At 71.7% G+C, this 15,905-nt stretch carries 14 protein-coding genes; 13 read left to right on the plus strand and 1 reads right to left on the minus strand.

What is annotated here, in order from left to right; genetic code table 11:
• Nucleotides 1-96 precede the first annotated feature (96 nt).
• Nucleotides 97-1,524, plus strand: a complete 1,428-nt coding sequence (locus tag PSU4_RS16100; RefSeq protein ID WP_147108877.1) for an aldehyde dehydrogenase family protein — start codon at nucleotides 97-99, stop codon at nucleotides 1,522-1,524.
• A 1,205-nt stretch (nucleotides 1,525-2,729) separates the two neighbouring features.
• On the opposite strand, the gene PSU4_RS16110 is transcribed toward PSU4_RS16100, so the two are convergent.
• Complete coding sequence (locus PSU4_RS16110) at nucleotides 2,730-3,851, minus strand: CaiB/BaiF CoA transferase family protein (protein ID WP_147108880.1); 1,122 nt, start codon at nucleotides 3,849-3,851, stop codon at nucleotides 2,730-2,732.
• Nucleotides 3,852-4,155: 304 nt separating this feature from the next.
• On the opposite strand from PSU4_RS16110, the gene PSU4_RS16115 reads away from it, so the two are divergent.
• The 12 genes from PSU4_RS16115 to PSU4_RS16170 all read left to right on the plus strand — a co-directional run bounded on the left by PSU4_RS16115 (nucleotide 4,156) and on the right by PSU4_RS16170 (nucleotide 15,892).
• Nucleotides 4,156-4,623: a cupin domain-containing protein gene (locus PSU4_RS16115; protein ID WP_147108883.1), complete on the plus strand. Its 468-nt coding sequence runs from the start codon at nucleotides 4,156-4,158 to the stop codon at nucleotides 4,621-4,623.
• A gap of 2 nt (nucleotides 4,624-4,625) precedes the next feature.
• A complete protein-coding gene (locus PSU4_RS16120; RefSeq protein ID WP_147108886.1) occupies nucleotides 4,626-5,141 on the plus strand; it encodes a pyridoxamine 5'-phosphate oxidase family protein in 516 nt (171 codons plus the stop codon).
• A complete protein-coding gene (locus tag PSU4_RS16125; protein WP_246115154.1) occupies nucleotides 5,138-5,890 on the plus strand; it encodes a glutamine amidotransferase in 753 nt (250 codons plus the stop codon). Before PSU4_RS16120 ends, PSU4_RS16125 begins: the two co-directional genes overlap by 4 nt.
• An 11-nt stretch (nucleotides 5,891-5,901) precedes the next feature.
• Nucleotides 5,902-6,927, plus strand: coding sequence for a LacI family DNA-binding transcriptional regulator (locus PSU4_RS16130; RefSeq protein WP_246115155.1), 1,026 nt, complete (start codon nucleotides 5,902-5,904; stop codon nucleotides 6,925-6,927).
• Nucleotides 6,927-7,883 (plus strand): PfkB family carbohydrate kinase, encoded by a 957-nt coding sequence (locus PSU4_RS16135; RefSeq protein ID WP_147108889.1) that lies wholly within the window; start codon nucleotides 6,927-6,929, stop codon nucleotides 7,881-7,883. The genes PSU4_RS16130 and PSU4_RS16135 overlap by 1 nt, the downstream gene beginning before the upstream one ends.
• Nucleotides 7,884-8,321: 438 nt before the next feature.
• Nucleotides 8,322-9,782, plus strand: coding sequence for a nicotinate phosphoribosyltransferase (locus PSU4_RS16140; protein ID WP_147108892.1), 1,461 nt, complete (start codon nucleotides 8,322-8,324; stop codon nucleotides 9,780-9,782).
• A 110-nt stretch (nucleotides 9,783-9,892) separates the two neighbouring features.
• On the plus strand, nucleotides 9,893-10,531 hold the full coding sequence (locus PSU4_RS16145) for an HAD family hydrolase (RefSeq protein WP_147108895.1): 639 nt from the start codon (nucleotides 9,893-9,895) through the stop codon (nucleotides 10,529-10,531).
• Complete coding sequence (locus PSU4_RS16150) at nucleotides 10,528-11,544, plus strand: ribose-phosphate diphosphokinase (protein WP_246115156.1); 1,017 nt, start codon at nucleotides 10,528-10,530, stop codon at nucleotides 11,542-11,544. The genes PSU4_RS16145 and PSU4_RS16150 overlap by 4 nt, the downstream gene beginning before the upstream one ends.
• 32 nt (nucleotides 11,545-11,576) lie before the next feature.
• Entirely contained in the window at nucleotides 11,577-12,617 is a 1,041-nt protein-coding gene (gene fgd / locus PSU4_RS16155; RefSeq protein WP_147108898.1) for a glucose-6-phosphate dehydrogenase (coenzyme-F420), read from the plus strand.
• Nucleotides 12,614-14,080: an aldehyde dehydrogenase family protein gene (locus PSU4_RS16160; protein WP_147108901.1), complete on the plus strand. Its 1,467-nt coding sequence runs from the start codon at nucleotides 12,614-12,616 to the stop codon at nucleotides 14,078-14,080. The genes fgd and PSU4_RS16160 overlap by 4 nt, the downstream gene beginning before the upstream one ends.
• Before the next feature lie 35 nt (nucleotides 14,081-14,115).
• Nucleotides 14,116-15,276 carry an acyl-CoA dehydrogenase family protein gene (locus tag PSU4_RS16165; RefSeq protein ID WP_147108904.1) on the plus strand — a complete coding sequence of 387 codons (1,161 nt, stop codon included), beginning with the start codon at nucleotides 14,116-14,118 and terminating at the stop codon, nucleotides 15,274-15,276.
• A gap of 25 nt (nucleotides 15,277-15,301) precedes the next feature.
• Complete coding sequence (locus tag PSU4_RS16170) at nucleotides 15,302-15,892, plus strand: LOG family protein (RefSeq protein ID WP_222596281.1); 591 nt, start codon at nucleotides 15,302-15,304, stop codon at nucleotides 15,890-15,892.
• Nucleotides 15,893-15,905 lie beyond the last annotated feature (13 nt).

Genomic DNA, 15,905 nt, shown 5'->3' on the forward strand with positions numbered 1-15,905 from the left:
CCTGTGTCCCGCGCCCTCACTAGGGTCGACGCGAAACGTTTATATGCTGGCGGCAGCTGACGCCGCCCCTCCCTGCCCACCAACCGAGGAGCCACGATGCCGAACGCCGACCGCTTCTACATCGGGGGCGAGTGGGTGGCCCCCACGACAACCGCCACGACGGGCATCGTCGACCCGTCCACCGAACAGGAGATCGGCCGCGTCGCCCTCGGTGGCGCCGCCGACGTCGACCACGCCGTCGCCGCCGCCCGCGCCGCCTTCCACACCTTCTCCGAGACCACCGTGGCCGAGCGGGCCGCCCTGCTCGACCGCGTCGTCGAGGTCTACCAGGCCCGCTCCGCCGACATCGCCGACGCCCTGATGGCCGAGATGGGCGCCCCGGCAGGTCTCGCCCACACCGCGCAGATCGGCGCCGGGCTGGGCCAGTTCGCCTCCGCACTCGACACCCTGAAGAACTTCGCGTTCGAGGAGACCCGCGGCACCACCCGCATCCGCCACGAACCGATCGGGGTCTGCGGTCTGATCACGCCGTGGAACTGGCCGCCGCTGCTGATCGCGGCCAAGGTCGGACCGGCACTGGCCGCAGGCTGCACGATGGTGCTCAAACCCTCCGAGCTCGCACCGCTCAACGCCGTCGTCATCGCAGAGATCCTGCACGAGGCGGGGGTGCCCGCCGGAGTGTTCAACCTCGTCCACGGCGACGGCCCGACCGTCGGCGCCGCCCTCGCCGCACACCCGGACGTCGACATGATCTCGTTCACCGGTTCCACCCGGGCCGGGATCGAGGTCGCCCGCAACGCCGCCCCGACGGTCAAACGCGTGGCGCAGGAGCTCGGCGGCAAGTCCGCCAACATCATCCTCGACGACGCCGACCTCGCGACCGTCGTGCCCCGCGACATGGGCGACGTCGTCGCCAACTCCGGACAGTCGTGCAACGCGGGCAGCAGATGGCTGGTCCCCGAGTCGAAGCTGGAGGAAGTCGTCGCGCTCGCCAAGACCGCCGCCGAGGCGATCGTCGTCGGCCCGCCCGCCCGCGACGGCGTGACCATCGGGCCGGTCGTCTCACAGGCCGCGTACGACAAGGTGCAGCGACTGATCACCGGCGCCCTCGACGAGGGCGCGACGATCGTCGCCGGCGGGCCCGGCCGCCCGGACGGGCTCGACACCGGGTACTTCGTCCGGCCCACCGTGCTCGCCGGCGTCACCAACGACATGCAGATCGCCCGCGAGGAGATCTTCGGGCCGGTCATCACGATCTCGACCTACCGCGACGAGGACGAGGCCGTCCGGCTGGCCAACGACACCGAGTACGGGCTCGCCGGCTTCGTGTCCTCGGCCGACCCGGAGCGGGCCCGGTCCATCGCCCGACGCATGCGGACCGGGATGGTGCACGTCAACGGCGCAGGTCTCGACTTCGCCGGCGCCTTCGGCGGCTACAAGCAGTCGGGCAACGGCCGCGAGTACGCCGACTTCGGCCTGCGGGAGTTCCTGGAGGTCAAGTCGGTCTTCGGCTACTCCACCTGACCACCCCGAGCGCAACCTCACTGCTCTCCGAGCCCCTTTGGAGGACCGTGAGGTTGCGCGCCCGTTGGGGGCGACCGTGAGGTTGCACTCGTTGTGAGGCGACCGTGAGGTTGCGCCCGTTGTGAGGGCGGCCGCCCGGGGCTCCGGTCACCGCGCGGGTTGTCCGGTCGCAGCGCGGCTTGTCCCGTCACCGCGCGGGTTGTGGGCCGTGTTCTGACAGTGCAACCCGCGCGCTGATCGCAGGGCGTGGGTGACGACCCTGCGGCGGCTGCGGCCGCTGCGGCGGCCGAGCTGCGGCTGCGCGCGGTCTTCTCCGTCAGCGCGCGGGTTCTGCCGACGCCGCTCACCCTGGAAGCAGCCCGCCGAACACACACACCAGGTGCAGATCGAAGAAGACGCGCAACGACCGCAGTCCGCAGAGATCTCGGTGATCGCAGGGCCTGCGCGCCTGCGGCTGAACGCAGCGCGCGGCCTTCTCCGTCAGCACGCAGGTTCTACCGACGCCGCTCGCCCTGGAAGCAGCCCTCCCAACACACACACCAAGTGCAGATCGAAGAAGGCGCGCAACGGCCGCCGACCGCAGAGGTCTCGGTGATCGCAGGGCCCGCGACTACAGCCGAACACACCGCGCGGTTTGCCGGGTCGCCACACGGATTCTCCTGCCCTCGCTCGCCCTCGACGCTGCTCCCTGATCACACACCCTGGGTGCGGATCGGAGAATGCACGCGCCGACCGCCGCCCGCGGAGACCTCGGTGGTCGCAGGGTGCCTCGCGGGGTCTGCGCAGCAGCGGTCGACATCGGGCGTGGCCTCCAGTCGCATCGAAAGGACCCCGCCGGCAGTGAGGTTGCGCGCGGGTCCGCGGGCGCACCCCCATCGCTGGTCCGACGCCTCCTCGGACGACGCGAGGTTGCACCCGGACAACAGCCCCGCCGCGCAACCCGCCTTGCGCGCAACCCGACAGCGGCTCCGGTTGCGCCGCGCCGACCCCGCGCGGTGACAGCGTCCGGACAGCGGCAGCCGTCGCCACACCTCTACCCCGCGCGCAACCTCACGGTTGTCCGGCGCCATTCGGACGACCGTGAGGTTGCGCGCGGGATCCGCCGGCCCCGCGACGGCCCGAACCTGTCCGCGGGCCGGGGCTCAGCGGGCCCGGGCCTCAGCGGGGGCAGGGCTCAGCGGGCCCGGGGCCAGCGGGGGCGGGACTCAGCGGGGGCGGGCCGGTGGGGCCGAGAGGTAGCGGGCGGGGGTCGCCGAGAGCCGGATCGGGTTGCGGGTGAGGTCGACCGTCGTGCCGTCGGGGCGAGGCAGGGCGACGAGCGGGTCGAGGCCCAGTGCCTCGGCGAGCCGGAAGGCACCGGCGACGTCGTTCACGACACCAGCCGGTACCCCTGCATCGGTGAGGCGGGCGGCCCATGATGCCGCGGGCGCCTGCCGGAGCCGCTCACCCAGCGCCGCGGCGAGCTCGGCGCGGTGGGCGACACGGTCGCTGTTGGTGGCGAACCGGGGGTCGTCGGCGAGGCGGTCGAGACCCAGCACGACACACAGCGAGCGGAACTGACGGTCGTTGCCGACGGCGAGCGCGAGGTCGCGGTCGGCGCAGCGCAGGAGTTCGTAGGGCGCGATGCTGGGGTGCCGGTTGCCGAGCCGGTCGGGGACCACCCCGGCGACCGTGAAGGCCGATCCCTGGTTGACCAGCGCCGCGAGCAGGCTCGACAGCAGGTCCACCTCGACGCGCTGTCCCTCGCCGGTGGCGTCGCGGTGGCGCAGCGCGGCGAGGATGCCGACGGTCGCGAAGAGGCCGGCGAGGACGTCGACGAGCGCGACGCCGACCTTCTGCGGTTCGCCGTCGGGTTCCCCGGTGATGCTCATCAGCCCGCCGACGGCCTGGACGAGCAGGTCGTAGCCGGGCAGCGCGGCCCCGGCCCCGGCGCCGAACCCGGTGACGGAGCAGTACACGAGGCGGGGGTTGGCGGCGCACAGGTCGTCGGCGCCGAGGCCGAGGCGGTCCATGACGCCGGGCCGGAAGTTCTCGACGACGATGTCGGCGTCGACGGCGGCGGCGCGGGCGGTGGCGCGGTCGGTGGGATCGGCGAGGTCCCAGGCGACGGAGGTCTTGTTGCGGTTGACGGACTGGAAGTAGGTGGCGTCGCCGCGGTCGTCGTGGGGCGGGCCCCAGGCGCGGGTGTCGTCGCCGGTTCCGGGGCGTTCGACCTTGACGACGGTGGCGCCGAGGTCGGCGAGCATCATCGTGGCGAAGGGTCCCGCGAGGACGCGTGAGAAGTCCAGGACGGTGAGGGGGCCCAGCGCGGTGGGCGGGGTCGACATCGCACCTCCGATGGAATGGTTTCCAGACCGTAGGTGCGGCGCGTGAACGTCGTCAAGCGATCCAGGCCCGCGCAGCGACAGTGACCTGCTGACCAGGCGTGGGGCTGTCACCAGCTGCGGCTGCATGGGGACGCTTCGACGGGGCGCGTGCCCAACTGGGGGTTGACCGCGTGCTGAGACGGCGGCAGACTAGAAACGAATCAACCGCCTGCCATTCCGCAGCGAGACCTCCACGGCCCGGGCCGAGCATAAACCTTTCTCGACGCCCGCCGACCAGGTTGCGACCTCAGAGAGGAGACGCGCCGTGACGGACCACGACCCGACCGCCCCCAACGCGCGTCGGTTCCCGCGGGTGATCGTGCCCGACGAGATCGACAAGATGCCCGTGCTGACGTTCAACGACGGGATCACGACGAACATCTTCCTGTCGCGGGAGCGTGACGACGCCCGCTTCTTCCGGCACGGCTACTGCTACGGCGAACCCGACCACCTGCCCTACCAGTGGGAGCAGCGCGACTTCGACGAGACGCACTACGTCCTCGAGGGCCACATCCACCTCGTGGTCGAGGACGCCGTGGGCCGCACGATCGTGCTGGAAGCGGGCGTCGGGGAGCACATCTACCTGCCCGCCGGCTACACCTACCGGCTCGAGTGCACCGGGGTGTCCTACAAGTTCTTCTGGACGTCGGGGCCGTCACCGAAGGTCGGTGTCGCCGACGCGCCCGACTACAGCCGCGAGCTCACGGCGCTGCGCGTCTCCGAGGGGAGCTGATCATGGCCGTCACCGCGAGCACCTGGCAGCCGTTGCGGGGCGACAAGCGTTGGGCCTACCTGGCCCGGGCGAAGACGATCCGGATCGCGACGGCGAACGAGGACGGCAGCATCTACCTGTCGCCGCTGTGGCACGTCGTCCACGAGAAGCGGATCTTCATCCCGATCGACGCGGCGTCGCGCCACGGCGCGAACGTCACCGCAGGTCGTCCGTTGTCGGCCCTGGTCGACCAGGGTGAGGAGTACGCGACGGTGAGCGGCGTCCGGATCACCGGGACGATGCGGCCGATCGACGACGACGCGCTGGCGGAGACGTTGGCGCAGTTGCTGTTCGACAAGTACTTCCACGTCGGTCACCCGTACGCGGAGCAGTACCTGGAGTTCGGCGCGGTGGCGGGCCGGACGTACTACGAGCTGGTGCCCGACCGGATGATCGGCTGGGACATGCGGGAGATCAACGTGATCGCGATGCCGGAGGCCAGGGTGCTCCCGGACCACGTCGGGGACCGGCTCCTGTGAGCGGCCTGCGGGTGCTGTTCGCGGGCGAGTCCTGGATCAAGCACACGATCCACATGAAGGGCTTCGACCAGTTCCACAACACCGAGTACGAGGAGGGCGCGGGCGAGTTCCTCGCCGCGCTCGACCGTGAGGGCTTCCGGGTCACCTACGTCCGCGGGCACGAGATCTCGGCCCGGTTCCCGCGCTCGGCCGCGGAGCTCGACGAGTTCGACGTCGTCGTCCTCTCCGACATCGGGTCCAACTCGTTCCTGTTGCCCGACGAGACGTTCCTGCGCTCGGAGCGCAGCGCGAACCGGCTCGCGGTGCTGCGCGACTGGACGCGCGCGGGCGGCGGGCTGGTGATGATCGGCGGGTACATGTCGTTCACCGGGATCGAGGGCAAGGCCCGCTTCGGGATGACACCGTTGGCCGACGTCCTGCCCGTGCGGATGCTCGACCACGACGACCGGATCGAGGAGTCCGCGGGCGTCAAGGCGGACTTCGACGAGCCCGCGCACCCGGTCCTGGGCGGGACCCCCGCGGAGTGGCCGCCGCTGCTCGGGTACAACCGTGTGGTCGCGAAACCGGACGCGACGACCGTGGCACGTGCGGGGGACGACCCCCTGCTGGTCGTCGGGCCGGCGGGCGAGGGCCGTTCCGTCGCGTTCGCCTCGGACCTGGCGCCGCACTGGGCGCCACCGGAGTTCGTCGGATGGCCGCACTACCAGAGACTGTGGGCGTCCATCCTCGGCTGGGCGGCCGGCGCCTGAGGAGGTCTGCCGTGGTGTCACGCCGTCGGCCCACGATGAAGGACGTCGCGGAGCACGCGAACGTCTCGATCAGCACGGTCAGCTACGTGCTGAACGACAGCGGCCCCGTCGCCGCCGAGCGTCGCAACCGGGTGCTCGACGCGATCCGGTTGCTCGACTATTCCCCCAACGAGTCCGCGCGCAGCCTGAAGCGGCGCTCGGCGTCGACCGTCGCGATGGTCGTGCCCGACCTGACCAACCAGTTCTTCGCGATGGTCGCCGAGGGGGTGCACCGGGCCGCGTCCGCGGTCGACGTGCTGGTCGTTCTCGTGCTGCCCGACGCCACGGAGCTCCCCGAGGAGAGCCAGGCGAAGCTGCTGCGCAGCCAGCGTGTCGACGGCGTGATCTACCTGTCCGGTACCGGGTCGATGCCCGCGGCGATCTACGACCTCGCCCGGTCGGGCCCGGTCGTGCTGGTCGACGAGCAGATCCCGGGCCGTGACCTGCCTGCGGTGGTGTGCGACTCGCGGCGCGGCGGCCGTGAGGTCGCCGCGCACGTACTGGCCCAGGACCACCGCCGGCTCGCCGTCGTCGGCGGCCCGCCCGCGCTGTGGACGGCGCAGCAGCGTCTCGCCGGCTACCGCGAGGCCTTCGCGGGCGCGGGTATCGACCCCGACTCGGTCCCCGTGTTCGCCGGCGACTACCGGCAGGAGTCGGGGTACGCCGCGGCCACGGAGATCCTGTCCCGGCCCGAGTCCGAGCGGCCGACGGCGTTGTTGTGCGCCAACGACCTGATGGCGATCGGCGCGATGCAGTGCCTGCGCGACAACGGGCTGAGCGTCCCCGGCGACATGAGCGTCGCCGGCTTCGACGACCAGCCGATCTCCAGCATGCTCACACCCGCGCTCACCAGCGTGCGCCAGCCGGCCTACGACATGGGTCATCGGGCCGCGCGCGTCCTGTTCGACCTGCTGGAGGGCAGGGAGCCCGACACCACGGGCCCGCTGCCCGCCGAGGTCCGCATCCGCGACAGCGTCGGCCCACCGAAGGAGCTGTGATGACTGCCGACGACATCGTGGTCGTCGGCGCGGTCAACGTCGACATGGTGGTGACCGCGCCACAGCTGCCCGGCCCCGGCGAGACCGTCGTGGGCCCCGGCATGCGCCGCCACGGCGGCGGCAAGGGCGCCAACGCGGCCGTCGCGGCGGCCCGGTCGGGCGGAACCGTGCACTACGTCGGCGCGGTCGGCGACGACGACCTCGGCGCGACCGCGCTGCGTGAGCTCGAGGCCGACGGTGTCGGCACCGACGACGTGGCGGTGGTCGCGCAGGAGGCGACCGGTGTCGCGCTGATCGTCGTCGACGAGGCGGGTGAGAACCAGATCGCGGTCGGCGCGGGGGCCAACGGACGGCTCGGCGCGGACGTCGTCGAGGCGGCGCTGCGGCGTCGGCTCCCCACCGCCGGGTGCGTGCTGGTCAGCACCGAGGTGCCCGGCGCCGCGGTCGCAGCGGCGGTACGTGCCGCGACCGCGGCGGGGGTGCGGTGCGTGCTCAACCCTGCGCCGGTGATCCCGGTCGTCGTGGAGCTGCTCGACCTCGGCCCGGTGCTGACGCCGAACACGGGCGAGCTGTTCGCGCTGGCGGCCGCCGCGGGCAGCGGCCCGCCGCCCTCGCGGGCCTCGCCGAGCTGCAAGGAGATCCTGACGTGCGCGCAGGCCCTCGTCGGCAGGACGCGCGCGCCGGTGCTGGTGACGCTCGGCGGCGACGGCGTCCTCGTCGTCGACAGCGACGGGACGTCGCGGCACGTCGCGCCGCTGTGGGTCGAGGTCCGTGACACGACCGGGGCGGGCGACACCTTCAACGGCGTCCTCGCCAGGGAGTTGGCCGCGGGCCGGCGGCTCGACGAGGCGGCCCGGGTGGCGACGGTGGCAGCGGGGCTGTCGGTGACGGCCGTCGGCGCCAGGAACGGGATGCCGACAGCGACGGAGCTTGCCGCGGCCGCGGCGGGCGCGTAGCCCTACACCGGGATCGAGGAGGTAATGATGCTCGTACTGGAAACGATTCTGTCGTTGCGACGGCCGAGTCGCTCCTCGTCTCGCGCCGACCATCGGTCCACTGCGTCCCGACCTCGGCCACCGGCCCATCTCGACCGCCATGATCTGCACGTTCCCGGCCGCGCCACGAGCCGGACCGCCCGGAGCGGGATGCGGGTCGCCGGCACTGCTCCCACGATTACCGAAGGAGGTGAGTTGACGGTCACACTAGAAACGTTAACATCGTGTTGCTGCACGCCTCGATGCCTGGTGGTCCGTCAGGCGAATACGCAAGGCTGCTCGTCCGCGTAGAACCACGGTTCCACGCAGCCAGGTCCACACCTGTTCCATCCACGTCGTGCCGTCCCGGATCGGTACGGCAGGTCGGTAGAAACGACTCTCGCGGAAGGTGAAGTGCCGATGGGCTACCTCGACAACCTGATCATCAACACCGACAACTACAAGCACTGCCACTACCCGCTGTACCCGCCCGGCACCGAGTACGTCTCGAGCTACATCGAGTCCCGCGGCGGCGAATGGCCGGTCACGCAGTTCGTCGGTCTGCAGGCGTACCTGCGCGAGTACCTCATGCGGCCCATCACCCTCGAGGACATCGACGAGGCCGAGTTCGTCGTCCGCGAACAGGGGATGCACTTCAACCGTGAGAACTGGCTCGGCATCCTCAACGACTACGACGGGTTCCTGCCCGTCGAGATCGAGGCCGTGCCCGAGGGCACCGTGCTGCCGGCGCGCAACGTCCTCGTCCAGGTCATCAACACCGACCCGAAGTACTTCTGGGCCACCAGCTTCTTCGAGACGGCCCTGCTGCGCGCGGTCTGGTACCCGACGACGATCGGCACCGTCAGCTGGCTGTCGAAGATGGTCATCAAGGAGGCGCTGGCCCGGACGTCGGACAACCCGCATCTGGTCCGCAACACCCTGCACGACTACGGCGCCCGCGGCGTCAGCTCCCAGCAGTCGGCGGCGCTCGGCGGCCTGGCCCACCTGGTCAACTTCGACCAGTCCGACACCGTCCCCGGCATCCTCGCGGCGAAGCACTTCTACAACGCGGGCAAGGTCTCCAACTCGGGGCCGAACTCCGAGCACGCCGGGTTCTGCGCGTGGGGCCAGGAGCACGAGGCCGACGCCCTGCGCAACATGCTCGACGTCTACGCCCCCGAGGGCTGCGCCCTGCTGCTCTCGGACACCTACGACCACGAGAACTGCGTCAAGAAGATCATCGGCGGTGAGCTGCGGGAGCAGATCCGCAACTTCCCCGGCCTCGTCGGCGTGCGGCCCGACTCGGGCGACATCGTCCAGGTCACCGCGGACACCACCGAGTGGCTGATGGACGCCTTCGGCTACGAGGTGAACTCGAAGGGCTTCAAGATCCTGCCGCCGTTCATCCGCGTGGTGCAGGGCGACGGCGTCAACTTCTACAGCCTGCCGCAGGTCTACATGGAGCTGGAGCGTCGCGGCCTGGCCGCCGACAACGCCGTGTTCGGCATGGGCGGTGGCCTGCTGCAGCACTGGAACCGCGACACCATGAACTTCGGCCAGAAGGCCTCGGCGGTGTGCGTGAACGGGGAGTGGCGCGACATCGCGAAGAACCCCACCGGCGCGGCGTTCAAGGTCTCGAAGAAGGGCCGGCTCGCCCTGAAGTACGAGAACGGCACCTACACGACGGTTCCGAAGGGCTCGATCCCCGAGTCCGAGAACGTCCTCAAGCCGGTGTTCCGCAACGGCAAGCTGTTGAAGAAGTGGGACTTCACCGAGCTGATCGCCAACGCCGAGCGGGAGGTCCCCGAGTCCTACTACATCAGCCACGTCGGCCAGATGCGGACGGTCTCGAACGAGGCGGCGGTCAGCGCGCCGGCCTGAGCCGGGCACCGACCGAGGAAGGTCGGGACCGACCCGGAACGCCGCCGTGACACGACCCCCCTCCCGTGCCGCGGCGGCGTTCCCTCCGACCAACGGGGAGAAAGCCGCCGATGACTCACCTGCACGTCTTCGACATGGACGGGACCCTCCTGCGCGGTGCCGGGTCCGTGGAGCTCGCCCGGCACCTGGGCACGTTCGAGGCCGCCGACCGGATCGAACGGGCATGGGGCCGTGGCGAGATCACCGACGTCCAGTTCTGGGAGCGGATGCTGCCACTGTGGGCCGACGTCTCCGAGGAGGAGATCGACGCGGCGTTCGCGGCGTCGGCATGGATCGACGGGGTCCGCGAGGTGTTCGCCGACATCACCGAACGCGGCGAGCACGTCGCGGTGATCTCGCAGTCGCCGCACTTCTTCGTCCGCAGGCTCGAGGCGTGGGGCGCCCACCGGACCTTCGGCTCCGACGTGGTGCCGCTGCGGGAGGCCCGCAAGGAGCACCTGCTCACGCTGCAGCACAAGGTCGACATCACGCTGCGGCTGCTCGACGAGCTCGGCCTCGACGAGACCGACGCCGTCGCCTACGGCGACTCGACGTCCGACACCCTGCTGTTCGCGCACCTCACCCACACCGTCGGGGTCAACTGCTCGGAGGTGCTGCGCCGCCACGCGGCGGTCTGTTTCGAGGGCGACGACATCCGCGGCGCGTACGCGCTGGGCCGCCGGCTGCTGGAACAGGAGCCGGCCAGGTGAGCAGCGTCGTCGAGACACCCGGCACCCACTGCATGCACCTCGGCTACCGCAAGCGGCTCATGCTCTTCTCCGGCCGCGCCAACCCCGCGCTGGCCGACGCCATCGGCCGTGAGCTCGGCGTCGGGCTCGGCTCGGTCACGCTGAAGACCTTCTCCAACGACGAGGTGTACTGCCGCTTCACCGAGTCCATCCGCGGCGCCGACGTCTTCATCGTGCAGCCCATGTGCGGCAACCCGGCGACGGGCGTCAACACCAACGACGCCCTCCTCGAGCTCCTCGTCATGATCGACGCGGCCGTCGGCGCCAGCGCGCACCGGGTCATCGCCGTGACGCCCTGGTACGGCTACTCCCGGCAGGACAAGAAGTCCGAGGCGCGGGAGCCGATCTCGGCGCGGCTGGTGGCGCGGATGCTGGAGTCCGCGGGCGTGGACCGGGTCCTGACGATGGACCTGCACGCCGGCCAGCTGCAGGGCTTCTTCGCCCGCCCCGTCGACCACATGACGTCGCTGATGATGCTGGCCGACCACTTCGCGGGCCTCGACGACGACCTCGTCGTGGTCGCACCCGACGCCGGGCGGGTCAAGCTCAACAAACAGTTCGCGACGCGCATGGGCGCGGGCCTGGCCATCCTCGACAAGGAACGCCCGGCGCAGCAGGTCGCCGAGATCGGGCACGTCATCGGCGACGTCCGCGGGAAGACCGCCATCATCGTCGACGACATCATCGACACCGCCGGAACGTTGCGCGCCGCGGGCGAGGCCGTCGTCGCGGCCGGAGCGCGCCGGGTGTTCGCCGCCGCGACCCACGCCGTGCTCTCGGGCCGGGCCGCCGAGAACCTGGCCGCGGCACCGTTCGAACGGATCGTCGTCACCGACACGATCCCGTTGCGGCCCGGCGTCCCCGACAACGTCCACGTCGTGTCGTGCGCGCCGCTGCTCGCCGCGACGATCCGCCGCATCTTCACCGACGAGTCGGTGAGCGAGGTCTTCGGCGGCAAGAACCACCTCTTCTGACTCCCCCGCCACTCCGGGAAGGACCCCGCACCATGCCCTCGTCCGGTCTGGTCGCCACCGGCGACGTCCGCATCGGCTACAAGGCCTCCGCCGAGCAGTTCGGGCCTCGTGAGCTGGTCGAGTTCTCGGTCGAGGCCGAGGACCGCGGCCTCGACATCGTCGCCGTGTCGGACCACTTCCAGCCGTGGCGCCACCGCGGCGGGCACGCTCCCAATGCCCTGACCTGGCTCGGTGCCGTCGGCGCGTCGACCTCACGGGCCGTGCTCGCCACGAGCGTCCTGACGCCGACGCTGCGCTACCACCCGTCGATCGTCGCGCAGGCCTTCGGCACCCTCGCGGTCCTCAACCCGGGTCGGGTGGTTCTGGGGATCGGGTCGGGCGAGGCGATGAACGAGACCCCGGCGACCGGTGCGCAGTTCCCCGGGCCGAAGGAACGCCGGATGCGGATGGCCGAGGCCGTCACGCTGATGCGCAGGCTGTGGACCGAGGACCGCGTCGACTTCGACGGCACGTACTACCGCACCGAGAAGGCGACGGTCTACGACCGGCCCGAGCAGCCCGTCCCCGTCTATCTGGCGGCGTCGGGCCCGCTCGCGGCCAAGCTCGCCGGGCGGGTCGGCGACGGGTTCATCTGCACGTCGGGCAAGGACCCCGAGCTGTACCGGACGCTGCTCGCCAACGTGGCCGAGGGCGCCGCCCAGGCCGGCCGCGACCCCGGCGACCTGCGCCGGATGATCGAGATCAAGGTGTCCTACGACCGCGACCTCGACACCGCATACACGAACTGCCACTGGTGGGCGGCACTCGCGCTCAGCTCCGAGCAGAAGACCGGGGTCGAGGACGCCGTCGAGATGGAACGCCTCGCCGACGCCAACGCCGACAAGGCCCACACCCGGTTCATCGTCTCCGACGACCCCGAGGACGTCGTCGAGCGCATCGGTGCCTATCTCGACCTCGGGTTCACCGACCTGGTGCTGCACGGGCCGGGCGGGGACCAGCACCGGTTCCTCGAGCAGTTCTGCGTCGACGTGCTGCCCGGACTGCGGGAACGCGCGAAGGCGGCGACGGCGTGACCGGCCCTGTCGCGCTGCGCAGCCTCGTCGGCGGCACCTGGGTGGACCCCGACGGCCCGGAGATCGTCGACGTCGACCCGGCCCGCCCGTGTGAGATCGTCGCGACCGGTCACCTCGCGGGTGCCCCCGAGATCGAGGAGGCCGTGCGGGCCGCCGTCGGTGCCGCCGCGTCCTGGGCGGCGACGCCGTTCCCGGTCCGCGGCGAGATCCTGGCCCGGGCCGCCACCGTCCTGGAAGCCCACGCCGACGAGTGGGGCACCGAACTGTGCCGGGAGGAGGGCAAGACCCGCGCGGAAGGGATCGGCGAGGTCCGCCGGGCCGCGGAGATCCTGCGGTTCCACGGGTCGGCCGGGCTGCGCCCGGTCGGCGAGGTCTACGCCTCACCGCGTCCCGACGAGCAGATCCAGGTCGTGCGCCGCCCGGTCGGCCCCGTCGCCGTCGTGACACCGTTCAACTTCCCGATCGCGATCCCGGCGTGGAAGATCGCGCCCGCCCTCGCCTACGGCAACCCCGTCGTCTGGAAGCCGGCGAGCGCGGTCCCGCTGCTCGCGATGCGGCTCGCGGAGGCGCTCGTCGAGGGCGGGCTGCCGCCGGGCGTGCTGTCGCTGCTGCTCATCGGCAACACCGATGCGCCCGCGCTGCTGGAACATCCGGGCATCCGGCGCGTCACGTTCACCGGGTCGACCACGGTCGGGCGGCGGATCATCGCCCGCTGCGGCGAGCTGGCCCGCCCGGTGCAGACCGAGATGGGCGGCAAGAACGCCGCCGCCGTCCTCGCCGACGCCGACCTCGACCTGGCCGTCGACCAGATCGTCGCCGGGGCGTTCCGCTCGACCGGACAGAAGTGCACGGCGACCTCACGCGTGATCGTCACCGACGCGGTCGCCGAGGACTTCCTCGACCGGCTCGTCCGCCGGGTCGCGACGATCCGCGTCGGCGACCCGGGTGCCGACGGCACCGACATGGGGCCGCTCGTCTCCCCCGCCGCTCGCGACGAGGTCCAGGCCGCCGTCGACGCCGCCGGCACGCGCGCCGGCGTCCGCCTGCTCTGCGGCGGCGCTCCCTACACCGACGAGCGCGCCGGGGGCGCCTACCTGGCGCCGACCGTCGTCGAACTCGACGGCGACGACGCCCTGTGGCGTGACGAGCTGTTCGGGCCCGTCCTCGCCGTGCGGCGCGCCGCCACCGACCTCGAAGCGCTGCAGCTGGTGAACGACAGCGTGTTCGGGCTGTCGGCGGCCGTGTTCACGAACGGGCTCGACGCCGTCGCGGCGGCCGTCGCGACGCTCGACGTCGGTGTCCTGCACGTCAACTCCGAGACCGCGGGCGCCGACCCGCACGTGCCGTTCGGCGGGGCCAAGGACAGCGGCTTCGGCCCGAAGGAGCAGGGCGTCGCCGCCCGCGAGTTCTTCACGACGACGACCACCGTCTACCTCCGGCCCGCCCGGCAGCTCGCCCCGTGACCGCCACCCGCACTGGAGACCCGCCGATGCCCGTCATGACCGACCCGCTGGACCTGCTGGCGGTGTCCGCGCTGCTCACCGAGGAGGAGCGCGACATCCGGCGCACGGTGCGCGAGTTCCTCGACGACCACGCCCGCCCCCACGTCGCGGGCTGGTTCGAGGCCGCGACGTTCCCGCGCGAGCTGGTGCCGGAGCTGGGCAAGCTCGGCCTGCTCGGCATGCACCTCGACGGCTACGGCTGCGCAGGCACGAGCGCCGTCTCCTACGGGCTGGCGTGCCTGGAGCTGGAGGCGGTCGACTCGGGGCTGCGCAGCTTCGTCTCGGTGCAGGGATCGTTGTCGATGTACTCGATCCACCGCTGGGGCTCCGAGGAGCAGAAGCAGGAGTGGCTGCCGCGGCTCGCCGCGGGCGAGGCGATCGGCTGCTTCGGCCTCACCGAGCCCGACTCGGGGTCCGACCCCGGGTCGATGCGCACCCACGCGGTACGCGACGGCGGCGACTGGGTGCTCGACGGGTCGAAGATGTGGATCACCAACGGCGGGCTCGCCGACGTCGCGACCGTCTGGGCACGGACCGACGACGGCATCCGCGGCTTCCTCGTCCCCCGCGGCACCCCCGGGTTCACCACGACCGACGTCGGCCACAAGCTGTCGCTGCGCGCGTCGGTGACCTCCGCGCTGAGCCTCGACGGCGTCCGGCTCCCGGCGTCGGCGATGCTGCCGCAGGCACGCGGGCTGCGCGGCCCGCTGTCGTGCCTGAACGAGGCCCGGTTCGGCATCCTGTTCGGCGCGGTCGGCGCCGCCCGCGACTGCCTCGCCACCGCGCTCGACTACGCCGACACCCGGGTCCAGTTCGGACGGCCGATCAGCGCGTTCCAGCTGACCCAGAAGAAGCTGGCCGACATGGCGGTCTCGCTCAACACCGCCGCCCTGCTGGCGCTGCACCTCGGAAAGCTCAAGGACCGGGGCGAGCTGCGGCCCGAGCAGGTCAGCGTCGGCAAGCTCAACAACGTGCGCGAGGCGATCGCGATCGCCCGCGAGTGCCGCACGATCCTGGGCGGCAACGGGATCTCCGGTGAGTACCCGCCGCTGCGGCACGCGGCGAACCTGGAGTCCGTGCGGACCTACGAAGGCACCGACGAGGTGCACACCCTCGTCATCGGCGAAACCCTGACCGGCCGGGCGGCGTACCGGTGACCGGCCACGAGCGGAGGAGACCGCGATGACCGACATCAGGAGCCTGTGCGTGTTCTGCGGCTCCAACACCGGGCGCGACCCCGCGTTCCTCGCCGGGGCCCAGCGGCTCGGCACGCTGCTGGGCAGCGAGAACATCACTCTCGTCTACGGCGGCGCGAGCGTCGGCACCATGGGCGCGCTGGCCGACGCCACGCTCGCGGCGGGCGGACAGGTGCACGGCGTCATCCCCCGTCAACAGCTCGGCGACGAGATCGCCCACGAGGGCCTGACGCAGCTGCACGTCGTCGAGTCCATGCACGAACGCAAGGCGCTCATGGGCGAGCTGGCCGACGGGTTCGTCGCGCTGCCCGGCGGGCTCGGGACGTTGGAGGAGTTCGCCGAGGTGCTCACGTGGTCGCAGCTCGGCCTGCACGCCAAGCCGACGGGCCTGCTCGACACGGCCGGCTACTACGCGGACTTCCTGCGGTTCCTCGACCACGCCGTCGACGAGGGATTCGTGCGCCCCGCCGACCGTGGCATCGTGCTGTCCGGGACCGATCCGGCCACACTGCTGACACGGATGCGGGCGTGGGAGCCGGCGCAGGACCAGCGCTGGGAACCCGTCGAGAGCCCGTGACCGGACCGGACAC

It is taken from the genome of Pseudonocardia sulfidoxydans NBRC 16205 (assembly GCF_007989085.1).
Classification (GTDB): Bacteria; Actinomycetota; Actinomycetes; order Mycobacteriales; family Pseudonocardiaceae; genus Pseudonocardia; species Pseudonocardia sulfidoxydans.

Bases quoted from the DNA above. Each gene is read 5' to 3' on its own strand.
- PSU4_RS16120 (WP_147108886.1), top strand. From the start codon at position 4,626: ATGGCCGTCACCGCGAGCACCTGGCAGCCGTTGCGGGGCGACAAGCGT.
- PSU4_RS16140 (WP_147108892.1), top strand. From the start codon at position 8,322: ATGGGCTACCTCGACAACCTGATCATCAACACCGACAACTACAAGCAC.
- PSU4_RS16135 (WP_147108889.1), top strand. From the start codon at position 6,927: ATGACTGCCGACGACATCGTGGTCGTCGGCGCGGTCAACGTCGACATG.
- PSU4_RS16145 (WP_147108895.1), top strand. From the start codon at position 9,893: ATGACTCACCTGCACGTCTTCGACATGGACGGGACCCTCCTGCGCGGT.
- PSU4_RS16100 (WP_147108877.1), top strand. From the start codon at position 97: ATGCCGAACGCCGACCGCTTCTACATCGGGGGCGAGTGGGTGGCCCCC.
- fgd (WP_147108898.1), top strand. From the start codon at position 11,577: ATGCCCTCGTCCGGTCTGGTCGCCACCGGCGACGTCCGCATCGGCTAC.
- PSU4_RS16110 (WP_147108880.1), bottom strand. From the start codon at position 3,851: ATGTCGACCCCGCCCACCGCGCTGGGCCCCCTCACCGTCCTGGACTTC.
- PSU4_RS16165 (WP_147108904.1), top strand. From the start codon at position 14,116: ATGACCGACCCGCTGGACCTGCTGGCGGTGTCCGCGCTGCTCACCGAG.
- PSU4_RS16170 (WP_222596281.1), top strand. From the start codon at position 15,302: ATGACCGACATCAGGAGCCTGTGCGTGTTCTGCGGCTCCAACACCGGG.